A 20,504-nucleotide genomic window follows, 5' to 3' on the forward strand; every position below is an offset into this window, starting at 1 on the left:
TACCGGTGCGGTCGCGAGAACGATGACGAAAGGGCCGCAGCACGATGGCTGGACTCGCCGCGCATGCCGCACTTGCCGCTGAATCCGGATCCAACCCCGACGTCGAGCTGCTGTACGACATCAACGGCCTCGCCAGGGACGCGCCGACCTGGCTCGACCGGATCATGGAGTTCGTCGGCGAGTACGGACTCCTCTTCGCCATGGTGCTGCTGATCCTGTGGTGCTGGTGGGGCGTGCGGAAGCGGGGCGGGGAGGACGCCGCCTCGTCCGTGGCCGCGCTGGCGTGGGCGCCGCTGGCCGCCGGCATCGCCGTGCTGGTCAATGTGCCGATACGCGGGTTCGTCGAGCGGCCCCGGCCCTTCAACGACCACGAGGGGCTGGAGGTGCTCGTCTCCGGCAAGACCGACTACTCCTTCGTGAGCGATCACGCGACGCTGATCATGGCGATGGCGGTCGGACTGTTCGTCGCCAACCGGAAGTTCGGGCTCGTCGGACTCGTCATCGGGCTGCTCGGAGGCTTCATCCGGGTCTACATGGGGGTGCACTACCCCACCGACGTCATCGGCGGGTTCGCGCTCGGGACGGCTGTCGTGCTGCTGCTCTCGCCGCTCGCCATGTCGCTTCTCACGCCGCTGACGAAGGCGATCGAGCGGTCGCCGCGGGTCGGATGGCTGGTCCGGGCGCGTGACGGGCGGAGTGCGCTGGTTCCGGGGGCGCGGGTGGAGACGGCTTCGGCGGAGGAGCGGGATCTGGCGGCCTGACGGCCCGCCCGGGAGTGCGCTCCCGCGGCCCCTGCCTGTGCCAAGACGCTGTCGGTTGATTCGGGGCCGAGTAAGCCGCCCCCGAATCAACCGACAGCGTCGTCCCGTCACCGGGGGCACTGTCCTTCGACCCCGGGCCGATCCTGGGAGCTGCCGCCCCCTTCCCCGCCGGGGACGACGGGTACCCGGGGTCAGCGGGAGCATTCAAGTGCGTCGTGGCTCGTCGCGTCCACGCGGCGGAGCCGCCTGGACGCCCACGAGGCGGAGCCGCATGGAGAAACAGCCCCGCGCGGCCCTTCCAGGGGTCGGCATCGCGATACTCGCGTGTTCTCTCCGTGAGCGTTTCGTGACCTCACCGCACTTTCGGCAGGGGTTCACCCGCCGTTCACTTCGGCCCATTGGCGGCTTCACCTGATCTGCCTAATTTCGGCCTTACCCGGTGCGGGGTGCGGGCCGAAATGCGGCCGCGCGGCCCGTGACGACAGCAGTCTGAGGGACCAGAGGCATCAGCTGGACGGGTCCGAAGGCTGATACGACGACTTCGCACGCCGCCATGTGGACGGCGGCTCCTGGAAGGAACTCCCGAAAGTGAAGCTTCAGCGCAAGAACCGGCTGCGCGCCCTGTCGCTCGGTGCTGTCGCCGTCACCGGCGCCCTGACCCTCAGTGCGTGCGGGTCCGACGCCGCCGGCACGGGCAGCACCGGCGACAGCACCGCGTCCGCGAACAGCAACATCGACTGCGGCGACGCCAAGGGGCAGCTGCTGGCCGACGGCTCCTCCGCGCAGAAGAACGCGATCGACGCGTGGGTGAAGCAGTACCAGAGCGCCTGCAGGGACGTCGTGATCAACTACAAGGGTGGTGGTTCGGGCGCCGGCATCACGGCGTTCACCCAGGGCCAGGTCGCCTTCGCGGGCTCCGACTCGGCGCTCAAGCCCGAAGAGATCGAGGCCTCCAAGAAGATCTGCTCCGGCGGGCAGGGCATCGACCTGCCGATGGTCGCCGGCCCGATCGCGGTCGGTTTCAACGTCCCGGGTGTCGACGACCTGGCCCTGGACGCCAAGACCCTCGCCCTGATCTTCGACAGCAAGATCACCAACTGGAACGACAAGGCCATCGCGGAGCTGAACCCCGACGCGAAGCTGCCCGACCTCAGGATCCAGGCCTTCCACCGCTCGGACGAGTCCGGCACCACGGACAACTTCACCAAGTACCTGAGCGCCGCCGCCCCCGACCAGTGGAAGTACGAAGGCGGCAAGGCCTGGCAGGCCAAGGGCGGCCAGTCCGCGCAGGGCTCTTCCGGTCTCGCCCAGGGCGTGAAGTCGACCGAGGGCGCGATCGCCTACTTCGAGCTCTCGTACGCCAAGGACGGCATGAACACGGTCGACATCAAGACCGGTGCCGCCGACCCGGTCGAGGCGACCGTCGAGAACGCCACCAAGGCCATCTCCGAGGCCAAGGTCGTCGGCACCGGCAAGGACCTCGCGCTGGAGCTGAACTACACGCCGCAGGCCGAGGGCGCCTACCCGATCACCCTGGTCACCTACGAGATCGTCTGTGACAAGGGCAACAAGGCGGAGACCCTCCCCGCCACCAAGTCCTTCCTCGCCTACATCGCCTCCGAGGACGGCCAGGCGCTGCTCTCCGAGGCCGGGTACGCCCCGATGCCCGAGGAGATCCTCACCAAGGTCCGCAAGACCGTCTCGGAACTGAGCTGACCCGAGTGCGGCCCGGTCCCACCGGGACCGGGCCGCACCGTCCGGTGCACCGCCGCCAGGAGTTCGCCCGCCACCGCGGGAGGCTCCGCCCCGAGCCGCCGCCCGCACGACGACGGCTCCGCAGACCGGAGAACCTGATGGACATATCCACGACCAAAGACACTCCAGCTCCGCCCACACCACCGACTCCCGTCGCCGCCGGGCCGAAGGGCGCCGCGCGGGGTGCCACCCGCCCCGGCGACCGGATCTTCCTCGGCCTCTCGCGCGGATCCGGCATCTTCCTGCTGGCGCTCATGGCTGCCATCGCCGTGTTCCTCAGCTACCGGGCCGCGCTCGCGATCAGCAAGGACGAGGGCAACTTCTTCACCACCTTCGAGTGGAACCCCACCGGGAACCCGCCTGTCTTCGGTATCGCGGTCCTGGCCTTCGGCACCATCGTCTCGTCGGTCATCGCGATGGCCGTCGCGGTCCCGGTCGCGGTCGGTATCGCCCTGTTCATCACGCACTACGCCCCGCGCAGGATGGGCGGCCCGATCGCCTACGTGATCGACCTGCTCGCCGCCGTGCCGTCCATCGTCTACGGCCTCTGGGGCGCCCTCGTCCTCGTACCGCAGCTCGACGGGCTCTTCGGCTGGCTGAACGACTACCTCGGCTGGACCGGCATCTTCGAGTGGCAGGGCGGTGCCCCCCGGTCGATGCTCACCGTCGGTATCCTGCTCGCGATCATGATCCTGCCGATCATCACCAACGTGAGCCGCGAGGTCTTCCGTCAGGTCCCGCGGATGCACGAGGAGGCCGCGCTGGCCCTCGGCGCCACCCGGTGGGAAGTCATCCGCATGGCGGTGCTCCCCTTCGGGCGCTCCGGTGTCATCTCCGCCTCGATGCTGGGCCTCGGCCGCGCGCTCGGCGAGACCATGGCCGTGGCGATGGTCCTGTCGTCCAGCTTCGAGATCAACGTCAGCCTGCTCGACCCGGGCGGCGGCACCTTCGCCCAGAACATCGCCAGCAAGTTCAGCGAGGCCACCGAGATGGGCCGGGACGCACTCATCGCCTCCGGCCTGGTCCTGTTCGTCATCACCCTGCTGGTCAACGGCGCGGCCCGGCTGATCATCGCCCGCCGCAAGGATTTCTCGGGGGCCAACGCATGAGCAACGCAAGCCTCACCGACAAGCCCGCCAAGAGCCCCAGCACACTGCGCGCCGCGTCGCTGCCCAAGTGGTTCCCGTGGGCGGTCGCCGCCGGCTCGGTCGCCCTGGGCCTCGGCATCAGCGCCGTGACGGGCCTGGAGAGCTCCATCCAGTGGGCCCTGATCGCGGGCGTCCTCTTCGTCCTCGGCTCGTACGCCGTCGCCGCGCGCGTCGAGGGCAAGCGGCAGGCCAGGGACCGGGTGGCGACCAGCCTCGTCTGGGTCGCGTTCCTCCTCGCCGTCCTCCCGCTGGCCTCCCTCGTCTGGGAGACCGTCAGCCGCGGTGTGAAGGTCCTCGACGGCTACTTCCTCACCCACTCGATGGGCGTGGTCTCCGACACCGAGCCCGGCGGCGGCATCTACCACGCCATCCTCGGCACCCTGGAACAGGTCGGTCTCGCCACCGCGATCTCCGTGCCGATCGGCGTGCTGACCGCGATCTACCTGGTCGAGTACGGCCGCGGCAACCTCGCCAGGGCCGTCACCTTCTTCGTCGACGTCATGACGGGCATCCCGTCGATCGTCGCGGGCCTGTTCATCCTCAGTACCTGGATACTGCTCCTGGAGATGGGCCCCTCCGGCTTCGCCGGCGCGATGGCGCTGACCATCCTGATGCTGCCGGTCGTCGTCCGCTCCACCGAGGAGATGCTCAAGCTCGTCCCGAACGAGCTGCGCGAGGCCTCGCTGGCCCTCGGCGTACCGAAGTGGCGCACCATCCTGAAGGTCGTACTGCCGACCGCCGTCGGCGGTATCACCACCGGTGTGATGCTGGCGGTCGCCCGTATCGCCGGTGAGACCGCCCCCGTCCTGCTGCTGGTGTGGGGTTCGAACTTCATCAACGCGAACCCCTTCTCCGACCCGCAGGCGTCGCTGCCGATGTACATCTACCTGCAGTACGCCAACAGCGGCGGCTCCGGCGCGGCCTACGACCGTGCCTGGGCGGCGGCCCTGACACTCATCGCCTTCATCATGATCCTGAACCTGGCGGCCCGCGGCATCGCCCGCTGGAAGGCCCCGCGCTGACCATGTGCGGCTCCGCCGCGCGGCCGGCCGTCGACGCGGCCATACAGCGACCAGATCCCCGCGAACCGCGAAAGAAGCAGTGATTCCCATGGCCAAGCGAATCGACGTCAGCGGCCTCAACGCCTACTACGGCTCGTTCCGGGCCATCGAGGACATCTCGATGACCGTCGAGCCCCGCACCGTGACGGCCTTCATCGGCCCCTCCGGCTGCGGCAAGTCCACGTTCCTGCGCACCCTGAACCGGATGCACGAGGTCACCCCGGGCGGCCGTGTCGAGGGCAAGGTCATGCTCGACGACGAGGACCTGTACGGCGCCGGGGTCGACCCGGTGTCCGTGCGGCGTGAGGTCGGCATGGTCTTCCAGCGCCCGAACCCGTTCCCCACGATGTCGATCTACGACAACGTGGCGGCGGGCCTGAAGCTGGTCGGCACCAAGAAGAAGTCCGAACTGGACGACATCGTCGAGAAGTCCCTCAAGGGCGCGAACCTCTGGAAGGAGGTCAAGGACCGCCTCGGCAAGCCGGGCTCCGGGCTCTCCGGCGGCCAGCAGCAGCGGCTGTGCATCGCCCGCGCGATCGCGGTCGAGCCGAAGGTGCTGCTGATGGACGAGCCGTGCTCCGCGCTCGACCCGATCTCGACGCTCGCCATCGAGGACCTCATCAGTGAGCTGAAGGAGCGCTTCACGATCGTCATCGTGACGCACAACATGCAGCAGGCGGCGCGGGTCTCCGACCGTACGGCGTTCTTCAACCTCGCCGCCGTCGGGCAGCCCGGCAAGCTCATCGAGATCGACGACACGGAGCGGATCTTCTCCAACCCGTCCGTCCAGGCCACGGAGGACTACATCTCCGGCCGCTTCGGCTAGGCCCTCCCCTCAAGTCCCCTCACGGTGCTGCATGGCGGTGCCACCGCGAGGTGGGTAAGGGCCCGCCCCCGGCTTCCGGGGGCGGGCCCTTACGTCGATTCGCCGGGCGCTCCCGGGGCCTACAGGAACGCCAGGTTCACGATCCAGAAGCTCGTCGCGGCGACCAGGGCGGCGGCCGGCATGGTGATGAACCAGCCGAGGACGATGTTCTTGGCCACGCCCCAGCGGACGGCGTTGACGCGCTTGGTGGCGCCCACGCCCATGATCGCCGAGGTGATGATGTGGGTCGTGGAGATGGGGGCCTTGAAGATGAAGGCCGTGATGAACATGATCGACGCGCCGGTGGTCTCGGCGGCGAAGCCCTGCGGCGGGTCGAGTTCGATGATCTTCCGGCCCAGGGTGCGCATGATGCGCCAGCCGCCCGCGTAGGTGCCGAGGGACAGCATGACCGCGCAGGCGATCTTCACCCACATAGGGATGGGGTCGCCGTAGTCCTCGACGTCCGCGATGACCAGGGCCATCACGACGATGCCCATCGTCTTCTGGGCGTCCTGGAGACCGTGCCCGAGGGCCATGCCCGCCGCCGACACGGTCTGCGCTATGCGGAAACCGCGCTTGGCCTTGTGCGGGTTGGCGCGGCGGAAGATCCACATGATCCCCGCCATCACCAGATAGCCGACGACCAGGCCGACCACCGGTGACACGAACATCGGGATGACGACCTTTTCGAGGACGCCGGACCAGTAGACCGTCGTACCGCCCGCGAGTGCCGCGCCGACCATGCCGCCGAACAGCGCGTGCGAGGAGGAGGACGGCAGGCCGAAGTACCAGGTGATGAGGTTCCAGGTGATCGCGCCTATCAGTGCCGCGAAGAGGATGCCCATCCCCTTCGAGCCCTCGGGCGTGGAGATCAGGCCCTCGCTGACCGTCTTGGCGACCCCGCTGCCGAGGAAGGCGCCGACGAGGTTCATCACCGCGGCCATCGCCAGCGCGGCGCGGGGTGTCAGCGCGCGCGTCGACACCGACGTCGCGATCGCGTTCGCCGAGTCGTGGAAGCCGTTGGTGTACGTGAAGAAGAGCGCGACCCCGATGGTCACGACCAGAGCGAACGTCTCCATGAAGGGGTCAGGACTCCTTGACGGCGATGGTCTCCACCGTGTTCGCCACGTGCTCGAAGGCGTCTGCCGCCTCCTCCAGCACATCCACGATCTGCTTGAGCTTGAGAACCTCGATGGCGTCGTACTTGCCGTTGAAGAGGTGGGCCAGGAGCCTGCGGTGGATCTGGTCCGCCTGGTTCTCCAGCCGGTTCACCTCGATCCAGTACTCCGTGAGGTTGTCCATGGTGCGAAGGTGGGGCATCGCCTCGGCCGTCAGTTCGGCGGCCCGTGCGAGCACCTCGATCTGCTGCTCGACGCCCTTGGGCAGCTCCTCGACGTTGTAGAGGACGACCAGGTCGACGGCCTCCTCCATGAAGTCCATGATGTCGTCGAGGGAGGACGCGAGCTTGTAGATGTCCTCGCGGTCGAAGGGCGTGATGAACGAGGAGTTCAGCTGGTGGAAGATCGCGTGCGTGGCGTCGTCACCGGCGTGTTCCGCTGCCCGCATGCGCTCCGCGATCTCGGCCCGGCCGGAGGCGTCCGCCCCGAGCAGTTCCATCAGGAGCTTCGAGCCCGTGACGATGTTGTCCGCGGAAGCGGCGAACATGTCGTAGAAGCTCGTCTCCCTGGGGGTCAGACGAAAGCGCACGTGGGGTCCTCGGTATGCATTGGTTTCGGTCAGGCTGATGCTAGGCGCATCATCCGGCCACGCCTATGGGGCCGTCCCCCAGTGTCGCCCATCGGGCAGACCGGCCGGCACGGGGGCCGTTTCGCAGGCCGTGTACCCGCAAAGTTCGTTACGATATACCCTGTAGGGGTATATGTCTGGAGGACGCGATGACGACCACAGGGGCCGGCGCGGAAGCGCCCTCCGCCGCAGACGGAGTGGAGCCGGGGGTCGTGACCGACCACGACCGTGGGGTCCACGGCTACCACCAGCAGAAAGACGAACACGTCAAGCGCCTGCGGCGCATCGAGGGCCAGATCCGCGGGCTCCAGCGGATGGTCGACGAGGACGTCTACTGCATCGACATACTCACCCAGGTCTCCGCCTCCACCAAGGCGTTGCAGTCCTTCGCGCTGCAACTCCTGGAGGAGCACCTGCGGCACTGCGTCGCCGACGCGGCCCTCAAGGGCGGTGCCGAGATCGATGCCAAGGTGGAGGAGGCCACCAAGGCGATCGGGCGGTTGCTGCGGACCTGAGGGGCGGGGTCGCCGGGCCGCGCTGCCGCCCGGGTCGCTTTTCGGCCACCGGCTACGGCGTCCTGGGCGGCCGGCCCTGCCGACGCGGCCGTCCGTCTACCGGGGCGGTTCGTCGTCCTGGGCGCGTTCTTCCCAGACGCGCAGGACCTCGTCGATGCGGTCGGGGCTGAGGCGGTCGCCGTCGGTGGCCGAGGCGGCGATGATGAGCTCGCCGCAGAGCTCGATCTCGGCGAGGGCCACGTGGTCCTGAACCGCCGTACCGCCTGCCGGAGCCACGTGCATCACCTCTTCTCAGCCGTCACCGGCTCCTAGGGTAGGCAGCGGCCCGCAGCCGGCGCATGGCACCAACGGACCATTTCCGACCCGGCACTTCCGCCGCTCCCACCGCGCTACTCCTCGGCGACCTTCCCGGCGTAGATGTCCTCGGGCCTCGGCAGGCGTACGGCGACGGGGACGCCGAAGTCGAACAGCAGGGTCGTGGAGGCGACGGCGACGGTGCCCGGCCGGCTGCCGTTGACGAAGCTGAAGCGGTGGCGGACCTTGCGGATGCGGCCCTCGTCGTCGAGGTAGGCGTCGAAGGGGACGCGGGCGGTGGCGAAGCCCTCGGCCGCGGCGCGGAGGGGGCCCCTGTTGCCTTCGGAGGCGGCACGGGAGGCCGCCGTGAGGTCGGCGGTGCCGCGGTAGTGCCTGACGCGGGTGCCCTCGACCTCGGTCTCCCCGACGAGCGTCGCCGTACGGGTCCCGCGCAGCACCTCGGCGGCGGCGAACGGGTCGGTGGCGCCGCCGGTGACGAGATTGCCGTCGGAGAGTGTGCCGGTGTCGACGCGGACCCACTTGTCGGCGGGCACGCCCGCGCCTCGGTTCTTCATGAACAGGGCGCCGGGGGCGAGGAGTTCGGTGATCGGGTGGTGCTCACTGCGGCCGGCGGGGTCGTGCGGCAGCAGCACCTTGAGCCGGCCGCGCTGTCTGCCGTAGTCGTAGACGCCCTCGCCGTGGATGGTCACGCGGGTGCCGCCGGTCGCCATCTCCATCTCCGTACGGGCCTTGGAGCTGCCCGCGCGGACGAGGGTGGAGGCGGCGCGGCGCAGCAGGTCGACCGGGTCGGAGGGGAGGGAGTCGGCGTCGGCGCCGCCGCCCGAGCAGCCGGTGACGCCGACCATCATTCCCGCCGCGACGAGCACCGCGCCCGTCCTGCCCTGCCGCCGCGTCACCATCGCCTGCCAACCCCCTGGCCGGTCCGTACCGGATCCTCCTGCTCGTCCGGATAACGACGGTCGGGGGACGTCGTCACGCGGGGCCGTTCCGGGGTGGGTGAGGGGGGTGGGGTTGTTCGCCTTGGGTAGCGTCGTGGGTGTGGCGCAGTACGAAGATCCGGCACTTTCGCGGCAGCACCGCACGACCACCGTCGAACAGGGCCGTTTCTGCGTGGCCCGGTGCAGCTGCGGCTGGCGCGGGCCGGCCCGGCGGGCCCGGAGCCTGGCCCGCTCGGACGCGCAAGGGCATACGGCGGCCGTGGGGTGAGGGTGTGCGCGTCTGTCGCGTGGCAGTCGGCCGAACGCCCGCTCGGACGCGATGAGTTGAAGGACCCGCCGCCACCGACGGGAGGCGTCCTACCGGTCCGTCCCGGTCTTGTGCAGGGCGTCGAGGAGTGCGGAGACCAGTGCCCGGTCCCTCTCGTACGTGAGGCGCTGGGCCGCGGCCTCGGGGGGCAGCCAGAGGAGGCGGGACACCTCGCGGTTGGGAGTGAAGGTGCCGCCGGTCGCTTCGGCCGCCCAGTAGCGCACCTGCTTGGGGCGGTGCTGGGCGTCGGTGTAGTGGACGCCGGGCAGTTCCGGGCCGAGCGCGCATTCCATGCCGGTTTCCTCAAGGACCTCGCGGAGGGCTGCGTCACGGGCCTCTTCGCCGCGCTTGAGCTTGCCTTTCGGCAGCGACCAGTCCGACCACTTCGGCCGGTGGACCACGGCCAGCTCGACGCCCCCGCCGGAGACGGCCCGCCGCCACAGGGCGCAGCCCGCGGCGCGTACCGAAGCCGCGTTTTCCGTCGTCGGCTCACTCGTGTGGGGTGCCGGCCCGTGCTGCTCGGTCATCGTGTGCTCACCGCCCCCTTCTGCCAGGACTGCTGGAACGCGAAGCGGGAGGCCTCCACCTCGTGGCGCTGGTCGGCGTGCAGGATGCCGAGGGCGTAGGCCGTGGCCGGGGCGATGCGGGGGGTGCGGGCGGCGGAGGCGGCGGCGGAGGCCGCCTCGGAGGCGTCGCGGTGGCGGTTGAGGGACTCGCCGGCCGCGAGGAGGGAGACGTCCACGGGGACGGCCTCGGGGTGGAGGACCTCCAGGGCGTAGCGGTGGAGGCGGAGGAGGAGCCGTACCTGGTGCCAGGGGGCGTCCTGGGGGTGGGGCGCGGTGTCGGGGGAGAGGCCGTGGATGAGGGCCTCGGCGTTGTAGGGGTGGCCGGCGGTGTGGAGGGGGAGGCCGGTGACCGCGTCGCGCAGGCGGTCGTGGGCGGCGGCGGCGAGGGGGCGGAGGTCCGTGGTGGCGGCGGTGGGGCTGAGGGGGACCTCGCTGGCCAGTAAGGCGACGTTGTCCGCGACCGCGTGGAAGCGGGACGAGCCGAGGGCCTGGAGGGCCGCGGAGTGGGCCCGGGTGCGGGCGAGGGTGAGCCGGCGGTCCAGGAGGGCGCCCGCCTTCGCCGCGCCGACGGTGAGGCTGCCGCGGTCGGGTGTGGCCGCGGGGCCGGCATCCGGGCCGGCGGTGCCAAGATCCTCCCCCGGTGCCTTGAAGGCCTGGGGGGTGCCCCCACCGCTCGCCCTTTCCGCCCCGGCGGGACGACTGCCCACAGTGGAGGCGGCGGTGGCGGTGGAGCGGGCGGGCAGCGCCGCCTGGGTGGGGAACCCGGCGGCTCCCGACAGGCGGTTCAACGCCGTCACCAGGCGGTCCAGACGGGCCGCGTACGCGTGTTCGCGGCCCAACGTGCCCGACAGCCAGGCAAGTTCGGGGCGGAGGGAATCCGACCAGTCGGCGTCGAGCAGGGGGCGGAAGGTGTGCAGCGTGCCGCTGATGCGGCGGGCCGAGCGGCGCAGGGCGAGGGCCGCGTCGGTGGACTCCTCGGCTCCGGCGTCCCCCGCTCCCGACTGCGCTCGAAGGGGGGCGCTCCCACCGGCCCCACCGGTCTCGCGGTGGGTGCGCAGCGCGCGGAGGAACTCCGTGGCCTGAGCCCGCAGATAGCCGGCGAGGGCGTCGGCGGGTACGGCCGTGGGGTCCGTGGGGTCATGGTGTCGCTGTGCCACGCCGGCGCCTCCGGGCGTCAATGAGCATCTCCTGGACGTTGCGCAGGGGCTGGCCGTCCGCGTCGGTCGAGTGCCGGGTCCACTCGCCGTCGGGGCCGAGGTGCCAGGAGGAGATCGTGTCGGACATGCCGGTCTCCAGCAGGCGGTTGAGGGCCGCCCGGTGGGCCGGGTCGGTGACCCGGACCAGGGCCTCGATCCGGCGGTCGAGGTTGCGGTGCATCATGTCGGCGCTGCCGAACCACACCTCGGGCTCGCCGCCGTTACCGAAGCCGAAGATCCGGGAGTGCTCCAGGAAACGGCCGAGGACGGAACGGACCCGGACGTTCTCCGAGAGGCCGGGGACGCCCGGTCGTACCGCGCAGATGCCGCGCACCCAGATGTCGACGGGCACACCGGCCTGCGAGGCCCGGTAGCAGGCGTCGATCAGGGCCTCGTCCACCATGGAGTTGACCTTGATGCGGACGTACGCGGGACGTCCGGCACGGTGGTGCTGGACCTCCTTGTTGATCCGGGCGATCAGGCCGTCGCGCAGGGACTTGGGGGCGACGAGGAGACGGCGGTACGTCTCGCGGCGCGAGTAGCCCGAGAGACGGTTGAACAGGTCGGAGAGGTCGGCTCCCACCTGCGGGTCCGCCGTCAGCAGGCCCAGGTCCTCGTACAGGCGGGCCGTCTTCGGGTGGTAGTTGCCCGTGCCCACGTGGCAGTAGCGGCGCAGGGTCTCGCCCTCCTGGCGGACCACCAGCGACAGCTTGCAGTGGGTCTTCAGGCCGACCAGGCCGTAGACGACGTGGCAGCCCGACTCCTCCAGCTTGCGGGCCCACTTGATGTTGGCCTGCTCGTCGAAGCGGGCCTTGATCTCGACCAGGACGAGGACCTGCTTGCCGGACTCGGCGGCGTCGATGAGCGCGTCCACGATGGGGGAGTCGCCCGAGGTCCGGTACAGGGTCTGCTTGATGGCGAGGACGTCCGGGTCGGCCGCGGCCTGCTCCAGGAACGCCTGCACGGAGGTGGAGAAGGAGTCGTACGGGTGGTGGAGGAGGACGTCGCGCTCGCGCAGGGCGGCGAAGATGTCGGGCGGCGACGCCGACTCGACCTCCGCCAGGTCGCGGTGGGTGCCGGCGATGAACTTCGGGTACTTCAGCTCGGGCCGGTCCAGGGCGCCGATGCCGAAGAGACCGGTGAGGTCCAGGGGGCCCGGCAGCGGGTACACCTCGGCCTCGGAGATCTTCAGTTCCCGTACCAGCAGGTCCAGGACGTACCGGTCGATGGACTCCTCGACCTCCAGGCGCACCGGCGGCCCGAAGCGGCGCCGCATGAGCTCCTTCTCCAGGGCCTGGAGAAGGTTCTCGGCGTCGTCCTCCTCGACCTCCAGGTCCTCGTTGCGGGTGAGGCGGAAGGCGTGGTGCTCCAACACCTCCATGCCCGGGAACAGCTCCTCCAGGTGCGCCGCGATCACGTCCTCGATCGGGACGTACCGGTTCGGGGAGGCCTCCAGGAAGCGGGAGAGCAGCGGCGGGACCTTGACACGGGCGAAGTGCCGGTGGCCCGAGACCGGGTTGCGCACGACCACGGCCAGGTTCAGCGACAGGCCCGAGATGTAGGGGAAGGGGTGGGCCGGGTCGACGGCCAGCGGGGTGAGGACCGGGAAGATCTGGTGCCGGAAGAGCGTGAAGAGGCGGGCCTGCTCCTTCTCCGTCAGCTCGCTCCAGCGGACGACGTGGATGCCCTCCTCGGCCAGCGCGGGAGCGATGTCCTCGTGGAAGCAGGCGGCGTGCCGGGCCATCAGCTCGCGGGAGCGGGCCCAGATCATCTCCAGCACCTCGCGGGGCTGGAGCCCTGAGGCGGACTTCGTGGCGACGCCGGTGGCGATACGGCGCTTCAGACCTGCCACCCGGACCATGAAGAACTCGTCCAGGTTGCTGGCGAAGATCGCCAGGAACTTCGCCCGCTCGAGGAGGGGCGTGTTCGGGTCCTCGGCGAGTTCCAGGACGCGCTCGTTGAACGCGAGCCAGCTGCGCTCCCGGTCGAGGAAACGGCCCTGCGGCAGCTGCGCGCCGTCGTAGGGAGCCTCCTCGTAGGCGTCGAGGTCGGCGTCGATGTCGGGTTCCAGGTCGGAGACCGCGGCCGCCACCGTGTGCGGGCGGTGGGCGGCTATGGAGCCGACGGACGGCTGCGCGTGCTGGACCTTGGCTGCTGCCTGGGCGTTGGACTGGCTCATGGCACCATTCTTCCGCGTCGCGAGCAGCACAGGCGCGTCGGAGAGGACCGGCGGGAGCGCGGAGACGGGCGAGGTGGTGTGCGCGGGCACGTGCGAGGTGGTGTTCGCGGGGCCGCGTGGGGTGGTGTTCTCGGCGATGTCCGCGTCGATCCGCGCGACGACGTCCGTGGGCGCATGGGGGCCGCTCCCCGCGTTCTTCCCGTTGCTTGGGCCGTTGCGTGGGGGAGGCGAGGGCTCGGGCACGACGGGGTTCATTGCGGAAGCTTCGCAAGACTGTCTGAATCGCCGGTTACGGAGACCTTACGTGCGGGATATCGGGGGGAGGACCGCCGGTTTCGTACGGGCGGGCCCCGGCCCGGAGGCACGCCGTCGGCCTGGGGGTACGCCGGCCCGCCTCCGGGGTGCGGCGTCGGCCCCGGGGTGCGGCGTCGGCACGCCCCTCCCCCCGTAGGAGGGGCGTGCCCGCTCGGTGGGCCGTCAGCGGGTGCGGCGGCGCAGCAGCCAGAAGGCGGCGGCGGTGGCCAGCACGGTGACGGCGAGGACGATGCCGGTCTCGACGAGGTGGAGGGGCCAGAAGTGGGAGGAGGGGTGGTAGTCCCGGTAGTAGCCGGCCAGATCGGGGACGCCCGTGCAGCCCGCGTCGGTCAGACAGGGGTCCGGGATACGGGTGCCGGTGGAGGTGAGGCCGCCCTGGTCGATGGTCATCCCGCTGTGGCCGGGGTGGCCCTGCTCCACCGTCGTCGTCGAGGTGGTGGCCGGCCAGAGAGACGGGCGCAGCAGTTCGAGCGCGTAGAGCACACCGCCCATGGCGAGGACCCCGTAGCCCATCGAGGGCAGGGAGCGGCGGGTGAGCAGACCGGCCAGGACGCCGACGGCGAGGCCGAGGAGGACGCGGCCGGCGGCGAGGGGACCGTTGGCCGCGAAGATCTGGCTGTCGTACCACTGCCAGACGCGCCACGACTCCCACTGCCCGATGTGCGACGACCACATGAGCCGGTGCAGCAGGACGAGGAGGAGGGTGCCGGTGGTGAGCAGGGCGGCGGGCACGGCGAGCTTGGCGGCCAGCCAGCGGGCCGGGGTGACGGACTGGGTCCAGGCCAGCCGGGCCGTGCCGTTCTCCAGTTCGCGGCCGATCAGCGCGGCCCCGGCCCAGCCGGCGACGACCAGGGGCGAGAGGCTGATGAGCGAGGAGCCGAGGCCGACGGCCGTGTCGTACCGGTCGAGGGCCGTGTAGTCGCAGCCGGCGTTCATCTGCTCTTCCCGGCAGGCCTCCGTGTGGTACGTGACCCAGGCGGCGTCCCCGCCCGGCCCCGCCGCCCACAGCAGCATCCCGGCGGCCACGAGGACCAGCAGCGCCCAGAGCACCGCCGCCCAGGTGTGCAGACGGAACATGGCCCAGGTCAGGCCGCGCGGGCGGAGGCCGCGTCGGGAGACGGGAGCGGTGGCGGTGGTGGTCATACGGCACCTCCCGTACGGCGGCGCAGCAGGCGGAAGGCCGCGAGGACTAGCAGGGCGGTGAGGGCGAGGGTGATGCCGGTCTCGACGAGCTGGAGGGGCCAGAAGTGGGAGGAGGGGTGGTAGACGGCGTAGTACCCGACGACGTCGGTTCCGTCGCAGGCGGGGCCCTCGCACCCCACGTACGAGACGTGCTCGCCCGAGGCGGTGACGGCGCCTTGGTCGACCAGCGGTGCCGTCCACTCCGGGTCCGTCCACTCCGTGTTCGTGGACTTGGAGACGAGGGTCTCCGCGGGCCACAGCAGATGACGGTTCACCCGGAGCGTTCCCTCGATGACGGCCGTGCCCAGGAAACCGACGGCCAGCGCGGGCAGGGAACGGCGGATCAGCAGCCCCGCGAGGGCACCGACGGCCAGAGCGAGCAGGGCCCAAGCCGTGGCGACGGGGCCGCCGGCCGCGAACGTCTCCCAGGTGAACGACTCCTTCCCCAGCGCCCGCAGCAACTCCTCGTCCGACCACCACAGCAGGCGGTGCAGCAGGGTCAGCAGGACCGTCCCCGAGGCGATCAGGACGGCCGGGACGGCGAGCTTGGCGGCCAGCCAGCGGGCCGGGGTGACGGACTGGGTCCAGGCCAGCCGGGCGGTGCCGTTCTCCAGTTCGCGGGCGATCAGGGCGCCGCCGGCCCAGGCGCCGATCAGGACCGGGGCGATGGTGAGGACGACAGTGCCGACGGTGACGGCCGAGTCGAACAGGTAGGACGCGCAGTACTCGCCCTCCGCGCAGTCGCCGGCCCGGTACTCCGCCCAGGCCGCGTCCGCCCCCGGCCCGGCGGCCCACAGCAGCCCGCCGACGGCCGGCAGCACCAGCAGCCCCCAGAACCACAGGGCCGACTGGTGCAGACGGAGCACCGCGCGGACCAGGCCCCGGGTCGGGGCCGGTTTCCCGGCCCCGGACCGGGAGGCCGGGGTCTCGGAGGTCTCGGAAGGCCCGGCGGTCGTGGTGTTCATACGGACGCCCCTCGTGCCTCGGCACCGTTGGTCTCGCCGGTGTCGTTCCCGTCGCTCCCGTCGTTCCCGTCGGTCGTGTCGCCCTCGTCGTCGAGGATGAGGGCCGGGGCCCGCGGTGCCCTCAGGTGGGCGAGGACCAGTTCCTCCAGGGTCGGTTCGGCGGTCTGCCAGCCGGGGCCGACCGGGCCCCGCGGGCGGACGAGCGCGGTGAGCTGACGTCCCGTCGTGCGGGATTCGACCACCGTGTGCGGGGCGAGGTCGCCGGCCGGGCCGGTGACCAGGGTGTGCGCGGCGAGGATCCCGTCCAGCGGGCCCGCCAGCCGGACGCGCCCGGCACCCAGCAGGAACAGGTGGTCGCAGGAACCCTCCAGCTCGGCCACCACGTGCGAGGACATGACGACCGTGGTGCCGTGCTCGGCGGAGTCCGCGAGCAGGGTGCCCATCAGCTGGTGGCGGGCGAGCGGGTCGAGGTCGGCCATCGGCTCGTCCAGGAGCAGCAGTTCGGGGCGCTTGCCGAGGGCGAGGGCGAGAGCGACCCGGGTGCGCTGGCCGCCGGAGAGGGAGCGGATCTTGGCGCCCCGGTCCAGACCGCCCTCGTCCACGACCCGGCGGGCGACGGCCGCGTCCCAGCGCCGGGGGTTGAGTTCCCGGCCCAGGCTCAGCGTCTCGGCGATGGTCAGCTGCGGGTACAGGGGCTTGTCCTGGGCGACGTACGCGATGCGCTCACGGGCCGCCGCCGGGGTGGTGCCCAGCACGGTGATGCCGCCCTCGGTGGGGGCGAGCAGCCCGGCCGCGTGGGCCAGGAGCGTCGACTTGCCCGCGCCGTTCGGTCCGACGAGCGCGCACACGCGCCCGGTCGGCAGCCGCAGCGTGCACGCGCGCAGCGCCCAGTTCTCCTTGCGCCACCCGAACTTCCTGCCGAGCGCGTCCGCTTCCATCGTGGTCCCGGTCATGCCTCGTCCCCCTGATCTGCCGTGAAGTGCTCATCCAGTACGGAAGTGAAAAGCGCCTCTACGTCGTCCCGTTCGAGCCCGGTCCTGCGGGCCCGGACGGCCCATGCGTCCAGCTCGGTCCGCAGTGGGGAGTCGACGGGCGCGGTGCCCAGTGACTTCCGTACGAACGTGCCGAGGCCGCGGCGGGCCTCGACCAGGCCCTCGCGCTCCAGCTCGCGGTAGGCCTTCAGCACCGTGTTCGGGTTGATCGCGGTGGCTTCCACCACCTCGCGGGCCGTGGGGAGCTTGTCGCCGGGCTCCAACAGGCCGAGCCGCAGGGCCTGTTTGGTCTGCTGGACGATCTGCACGTAGGTGGCGACACCGCTGCGCCGGTCGATGCGGTACTCGACCACTCGACAACCACCCTTTCACTAATTGAGTAGTGAAAGGGTGGTGCAGAGAGGGGGCGGTGTCAACGACACCGCCCCCTGCCCTGTGGACAACTCCGGTTATGGGCGCCTTGGCCGTGCCCGGTGCGTCAGGTTTCGCTGCGGTACATCAGGTCCGTCTCGTACGTCACGAATCCGAGGCGTTCGTACACGGTCACCGCCGCCTTGTTGTCCGCGTCGACGTAGAGCATCGCGGTGGGCAGACCCTGGGCGGCCAGGTGGCGCAGGCCGATCGTGGTGAGGGCCTTGCCGAGGCCGCCGCCCTGGGCGCCGGGGCGGACGCCGACGACGTAGACCTCGCCGAGCCGCTCGCCGGCGTGCACCTTCGTCCAGTGGAATCCGAGCAGTTCGGCGCCCCCGGTTCCGTTCCCGCCCTCGCCGCCGCGCCGTTCGGCCAGGAAGAAGCCGGCCGGGTCGAACCAGGGCTCGGCCTTGCGGTCGTCGAGGTCGCGCTGGGTGAGGGAGCCCTGTTCGGGGTGGTGGGCGAAGGCTTCGGCGTTCGCGGCGAGCCAGGCCGCGTCGTCCTCGCCGGGCACGAAGGCGCGGACGGTGACGCCCTCGGGGAGCACTGGCTCCGGGGGGTCGAAATCGGCCAGGGAGCGGCGCATCTGGCGCAGTTCGCGGAAGAGGGTGAGGCCGAGGACCTGGGCGAGGTGCCGGGCGGCGGAGTGGCCGCCGTGCGCCCAGACGCGCAGACGCTTGCCGGACTCGGCGAGCAGGGCGGAGCCGAGGGCCCGGCCGTGGCCGTGGCCCCGGTGGGAGGGGTGGACGACCAGCTCGGCGGCGGGCGCCTCCACGGGGTCGGTGTCCTCCAGTTGGGCGTAACCCAGCAGGTCGTCTCCGACGGTGAGGAGCAGGTGGCGTACGCCTTCGCGAGCCGCTCCCCGGAGGTGGAGCCGGCCCTGCTCGGACACCGCCTGCTGGCCGTCGATCCGGGCGGCCTCGTCCAGCAGGGTGAGTACGGCCTCTTCCTGGTCCGGGGTGAGTTCCGGGCGGGTTTCGATACTGCGGGCGGCTGGGCTGGGCCGGGCGGTGTCGTCGCTGGTCATGGGTTCGAGGTTAACCGTGAGGGTGGGCGGGGGAGCGTCGCGGAGCTCGGTCGATTCCGTGGTCTGACGGGTGCGGCCTGAATGTGGCTGGTCGTGCCCCGCGGCGGAGGCGCGGATGTCGCAGCCCCGCGCGCCATCGGGGCGCGCCGAATGTGTCGTTTCCTCACCAGTCCTCCTCGATGGCAACCAGGTCGTAACCATGAACCCTCTCCCGCGCTACGCGCGTTGACCCTAGGCTTCGGCCCGACGGGGCCTGTTCTCACGTTTCTCTCACTTCTCACGAATCCAGGGGGGCACATGTCAGCCACACCCCAAGCGCGCACCCGCAGAAGCCGCCGCAACCGGGTCCTCGCCGTCGCGGTCGGCCTCGCGACCGTCGGCGCGCTGGCCGCGGCGATCCCGGCGAGCGCCGGTGAGGCGAAGTCGTACAAGCCCGGCAAGCACAAGCCGAGCCGCTACCAGGACGTGCAACTGCTGTCGTTCAACGACCTGCACGGCAACCTGGAGCCGCCGGCCGGTTCGTCGGGCCGGGTCACGCACGTCCACGAGGACGGCCACACCGAGACGATCGACGCCGGTGGTGTCGAGTACCTCGCCACACATCTGCGCACCGCCCGCGTGGAGAACAAGTACTCGATCACGGCCGCGGCCGGTGACATGGTCGGCGCCTCCCCGCTGATCTCGGGTCTGTTCCACGACGAGCCCACCATCGAGGCGCTGAACAAGCTCGACCTCGATGTGACGAGCGTCGGCAACCACGAGTTCGACGAGGGAGCCAAGGAACTGGCCCGCCTGCAGAAGGGCGGCTGCCACCCGACCGATGGCTGCTACGTCGAGGGTGAGAAGTTCGCGGGCGCCGACTTCCCCTACCTCGCGGCGAACGTCATCGAGGAGAAGACCCGCAAGCCCCTCCTGAAGCCCTACTGGGTGTGGAAGAAGAACGGCGTCAAGATCGGCTTCATCGGTGTGACGCTGGAGAACACCCCGGGCATCGTCTCCGCCGAGGGCGTCAAGGGCCTCAAGTTCAAGGACGAGGTCGAGACGATCAACAAGTACGCCAAGGTGCTGGAGCGCAAGGGCGTCAGGTCGGTCGTCGCGCTGATCCACGAGGGTGGTGCCCCCGCCTCCACGGCGTACAACTACGACTGCGACTCGCCCGGCGCCGGTGACGGCATCTCCGGTCCGATCGTCGACATCGCCAAGAACATCACGCCGAAGGTCGACGCCCTCGTCACCGGTCACACGCACGCCGCGTACGCCTGCACGATCAACGACCCGGCGGGCAAGCCGCGCACGGTCACCTCGGCCGCGTCCTTCGGCCGCCTCTACACCGACACGACGCTGACGTACGACCGCCGGACCGGCGACATCGCCCGTACGGCCGTGAAGTCCGCGAACCACGTGGTCACCCGCGACGTCGCGAAGGCCGCCGACATGACGGCCCTCATCAGCAAGTGGAACACCCTCGCCGCCCCCATCGGCAACCGCGCCATCGGCCACATCTCCGCCGACGTGCCCAACGTCGGCACAGAGTCCCCGCTGGGCGACCTCATCGCCGACGCGCAGTACTGGTACGGCAAGGCCCTGGACCCCGAGGTCGACCTCGCGCTGATGAACCCCGGCGGCGTCCGGGCGCCCCTGACCTACGCGGCCAAGGGCACCGAGGGCGACGGCGTGGTGACCTACGCCGAGGGCTTCACCGTCCAGCCGTTCTCCAACACGGTCAACCTGCAGGACTTCACCGGCGCCCAGCTCATCTCGATCCTCCAGGAGCAGGTCAGCGGCTCCAACGCCGCCTCGCCAAAGATTCTGCTGCCGTCCACCGGCCTCACCTACACCCTCGACCTGACGAAGTCCGGCGCCGACCGCATCGTCGTCGACTCCATCAAGCTCAACGGTGCCGCCATCGACACCACGGCCACGTACCGTGTCGCGACGAACAGCTTCCTCGCGGGCGGCGGCGACGGCATCACCACGCTGGGCCAGGGCACGAACGACCTGGTCGGCGGGGACGACCTCGCTGCGCTTGAGCAGTACCTGCTGGCCAACTCGTCGGCCGCGAACCCGATCGCGCCGCCGGCGGCGAACCGGATCACGATCATCAACTGACCGTCGCCGGCCGTCCGTTCAGCGCGGGCGGTTCCCGGCTGGTCGCGCGGTGCCCCGCGTCCCTGAGCAACCAGGGGCGCGGGGCACCGTCTTCTCGGCCTCGGGTGCCCCCGGCGCGACGCCCCCGCCCGCGCGCCTCCGACGAGCGCCG

The 20,504-nt window shown here is 70.9% G+C and carries 19 protein-coding genes; 7 read left to right on the forward strand and 12 right to left on the reverse strand.

Annotation, left to right across the window (positions count from 1 at the left end):
- Nucleotides 1-44: 44 nt before the first annotated feature.
- The 5 genes from WBG99_RS19060 to pstB all read left to right on the forward strand — a co-directional run bounded on the left by WBG99_RS19060 (nt 45) and on the right by pstB (nt 5,551).
- The gene (locus WBG99_RS19060; protein ID WP_338897448.1) at nt 45-761 is read left to right on the forward strand and encodes a phosphatase PAP2 family protein; all 717 of its coding nucleotides are present in this window, start codon (nt 45-47) and stop codon (nt 759-761) included.
- 588 nt (nt 762-1,349) lie between these two features.
- Complete coding sequence (pstS, locus tag WBG99_RS19065; protein ID WP_338897449.1) at nt 1,350-2,477, forward strand: phosphate ABC transporter substrate-binding protein PstS; 1,128 nt, start codon at nt 1,350-1,352, stop codon at nt 2,475-2,477.
- A gap of 137 nt (nt 2,478-2,614) precedes the next feature.
- Nucleotides 2,615-3,625: a phosphate ABC transporter permease subunit PstC gene (pstC, locus tag WBG99_RS19070; RefSeq protein ID WP_338897450.1), complete on the forward strand. Its 1,011-nt coding sequence runs from the start codon at nt 2,615-2,617 to the stop codon at nt 3,623-3,625.
- A complete protein-coding gene (gene pstA, locus WBG99_RS19075) occupies nt 3,622-4,686 on the forward strand; it encodes a phosphate ABC transporter permease PstA (RefSeq protein ID WP_338897451.1) in 1,065 nt (354 codons plus the stop codon). Before pstC ends, pstA begins: the two co-directional genes overlap by 4 nt.
- Nucleotides 4,687-4,774: 88 nt before the next feature.
- Nucleotides 4,775-5,551 carry a phosphate ABC transporter ATP-binding protein PstB gene (pstB, locus tag WBG99_RS19080; RefSeq protein ID WP_338897452.1) on the forward strand — a complete coding sequence of 259 codons (777 nt, stop codon included), beginning with the start codon at nt 4,775-4,777 and terminating at the stop codon, nt 5,549-5,551.
- 119 nt (nt 5,552-5,670) lie between these two features.
- Here pstB and WBG99_RS19085 read toward each other — a convergent pair whose 3' ends face one another.
- Nucleotides 5,671-6,669: an inorganic phosphate transporter gene (locus WBG99_RS19085; protein WP_338897453.1), complete on the reverse strand. Its 999-nt coding sequence runs from the start codon at nt 6,667-6,669 to the stop codon at nt 5,671-5,673.
- 7 nt (nt 6,670-6,676) lie between these two features.
- Nucleotides 6,677-7,297 carry a DUF47 family protein gene (locus WBG99_RS19090; protein WP_338897454.1) on the reverse strand — a complete coding sequence of 207 codons (621 nt, stop codon included), beginning with the start codon at nt 7,295-7,297 and terminating at the stop codon, nt 6,677-6,679.
- A gap of 188 nt (nt 7,298-7,485) precedes the next feature.
- On the opposite strand from WBG99_RS19090, the gene WBG99_RS19095 reads away from it, so the two are divergent.
- Entirely contained in the window at nt 7,486-7,851 is a 366-nt protein-coding gene (locus tag WBG99_RS19095) for a metal-sensitive transcriptional regulator (protein ID WP_338897455.1), read from the forward strand.
- A 96-nt stretch (nt 7,852-7,947) separates the two neighbouring features.
- Here the strand turns inward: WBG99_RS19095 and WBG99_RS19100 are convergent, their stop codons facing one another.
- The 10 genes from WBG99_RS19100 to mshD form a co-directional block, all read right to left on the reverse strand.
- Complete coding sequence (locus WBG99_RS19100; RefSeq protein WP_338897456.1) at nt 7,948-8,133, reverse strand: hypothetical protein; 186 nt, start codon at nt 8,131-8,133, stop codon at nt 7,948-7,950.
- Between the two features lie 107 nt (nt 8,134-8,240).
- Entirely contained in the window at nt 8,241-9,065 is an 825-nt protein-coding gene (locus tag WBG99_RS19105) for a hypothetical protein (protein ID WP_338897457.1), read from the reverse strand.
- Between the two features lie 396 nt (nt 9,066-9,461).
- Complete coding sequence (locus WBG99_RS19110) at nt 9,462-9,938, reverse strand: NUDIX hydrolase (RefSeq protein ID WP_338897458.1); 477 nt, start codon at nt 9,936-9,938, stop codon at nt 9,462-9,464.
- Nucleotides 9,935-11,134 carry a CHAD domain-containing protein gene (locus tag WBG99_RS19115; RefSeq protein ID WP_338897459.1) on the reverse strand — a complete coding sequence of 400 codons (1,200 nt, stop codon included), beginning with the start codon at nt 11,132-11,134 and terminating at the stop codon, nt 9,935-9,937. The genes WBG99_RS19110 and WBG99_RS19115 overlap by 4 nt, the downstream gene beginning before the upstream one ends.
- Entirely contained in the window at nt 11,115-13,352 is a 2,238-nt protein-coding gene (locus WBG99_RS19120) for an RNA degradosome polyphosphate kinase (RefSeq protein WP_338900397.1), read from the reverse strand. The genes WBG99_RS19115 and WBG99_RS19120 overlap by 20 nt, the downstream gene beginning before the upstream one ends.
- A 477-nt stretch (nt 13,353-13,829) precedes the next feature.
- Entirely contained in the window at nt 13,830-14,810 is a 981-nt protein-coding gene (locus tag WBG99_RS19125) for an ABC transporter permease (protein ID WP_338897460.1), read from the reverse strand.
- Nucleotides 14,807-15,814, reverse strand: a complete 1,008-nt coding sequence (locus WBG99_RS19130; RefSeq protein ID WP_338897461.1) for an ABC transporter permease — start codon at nt 15,812-15,814, stop codon at nt 14,807-14,809. Before WBG99_RS19130 ends, WBG99_RS19125 begins: the two co-directional genes overlap by 4 nt.
- Entirely contained in the window at nt 15,811-16,767 is a 957-nt protein-coding gene (locus tag WBG99_RS19135) for an ABC transporter ATP-binding protein (RefSeq protein WP_338897462.1), read from the reverse strand. Before WBG99_RS19135 ends, WBG99_RS19130 begins: the two co-directional genes overlap by 4 nt.
- On the reverse strand, nt 16,764-17,159 hold the full coding sequence (locus tag WBG99_RS19140; RefSeq protein WP_338897463.1) for a GntR family transcriptional regulator: 396 nt from the start codon (nt 17,157-17,159) through the stop codon (nt 16,764-16,766). The genes WBG99_RS19135 and WBG99_RS19140 overlap by 4 nt, the downstream gene beginning before the upstream one ends.
- 125 nt (nt 17,160-17,284) lie before the next feature.
- Complete coding sequence (gene mshD, locus WBG99_RS19145; RefSeq protein ID WP_338897464.1) at nt 17,285-18,244, reverse strand: mycothiol synthase; 960 nt, start codon at nt 18,242-18,244, stop codon at nt 17,285-17,287.
- Nucleotides 18,245-18,541: 297 nt separating this feature from the next.
- On the opposite strand from mshD, the gene WBG99_RS19150 reads away from it, so the two are divergent.
- Nucleotides 18,542-20,353, forward strand: a complete 1,812-nt coding sequence (locus WBG99_RS19150; RefSeq protein ID WP_338897465.1) for a bifunctional metallophosphatase/5'-nucleotidase — start codon at nt 18,542-18,544, stop codon at nt 20,351-20,353.
- Nucleotides 20,354-20,504 lie beyond the last annotated feature (151 nt).

The organism is Streptomyces sp. TG1A-60 (assembly GCF_037201975.1).
In the GTDB taxonomy this organism is placed as follows: Bacteria; Actinomycetota; Actinomycetes; order Streptomycetales; family Streptomycetaceae; genus Streptomyces.

Coding starts and splice junctions, on each gene's coding strand:
- WBG99_RS19060 (WP_338897448.1), top strand. CDS start 45: ATGGCTGGACTCGCCGCGCATGCCGCACTTGCCGCTGAATCCGGATCC.
- pstC (WP_338897450.1), top strand. CDS start 2,615: ATGGACATATCCACGACCAAAGACACTCCAGCTCCGCCCACACCACCG.
- pstA (WP_338897451.1), top strand. CDS start 3,622: ATGAGCAACGCAAGCCTCACCGACAAGCCCGCCAAGAGCCCCAGCACA.
- pstB (WP_338897452.1), top strand. CDS start 4,775: ATGGCCAAGCGAATCGACGTCAGCGGCCTCAACGCCTACTACGGCTCG.
- WBG99_RS19085 (WP_338897453.1), bottom strand. CDS start 6,669: ATGGAGACGTTCGCTCTGGTCGTGACCATCGGGGTCGCGCTCTTCTTC.
- WBG99_RS19095 (WP_338897455.1), top strand. CDS start 7,486: ATGACGACCACAGGGGCCGGCGCGGAAGCGCCCTCCGCCGCAGACGGA.
- WBG99_RS19100 (WP_338897456.1), bottom strand. CDS start 8,133: ATGCACGTGGCTCCGGCAGGCGGTACGGCGGTTCAGGACCACGTGGCC.
- WBG99_RS19105 (WP_338897457.1), bottom strand. CDS start 9,065: ATGGTGACGCGGCGGCAGGGCAGGACGGGCGCGGTGCTCGTCGCGGCG.
- WBG99_RS19110 (WP_338897458.1), bottom strand. CDS start 9,938: ATGACCGAGCAGCACGGGCCGGCACCCCACACGAGTGAGCCGACGACG.
- WBG99_RS19120 (WP_338900397.1), bottom strand. CDS start 13,352: ATGAGCCAGTCCAACGCCCAGGCAGCAGCCAAGGTCCAGCACGCGCAG.
- WBG99_RS19125 (WP_338897460.1), bottom strand. CDS start 14,810: ATGACCACCACCGCCACCGCTCCCGTCTCCCGACGCGGCCTCCGCCCG.
- WBG99_RS19130 (WP_338897461.1), bottom strand. CDS start 15,814: ATGAACACCACGACCGCCGGGCCTTCCGAGACCTCCGAGACCCCGGCC.
- WBG99_RS19135 (WP_338897462.1), bottom strand. CDS start 16,767: ATGACCGGGACCACGATGGAAGCGGACGCGCTCGGCAGGAAGTTCGGG.
- mshD (WP_338897464.1), bottom strand. CDS start 18,244: ATGACCAGCGACGACACCGCCCGGCCCAGCCCAGCCGCCCGCAGTATC.
- WBG99_RS19150 (WP_338897465.1), top strand. CDS start 18,542: ATGTCAGCCACACCCCAAGCGCGCACCCGCAGAAGCCGCCGCAACCGG.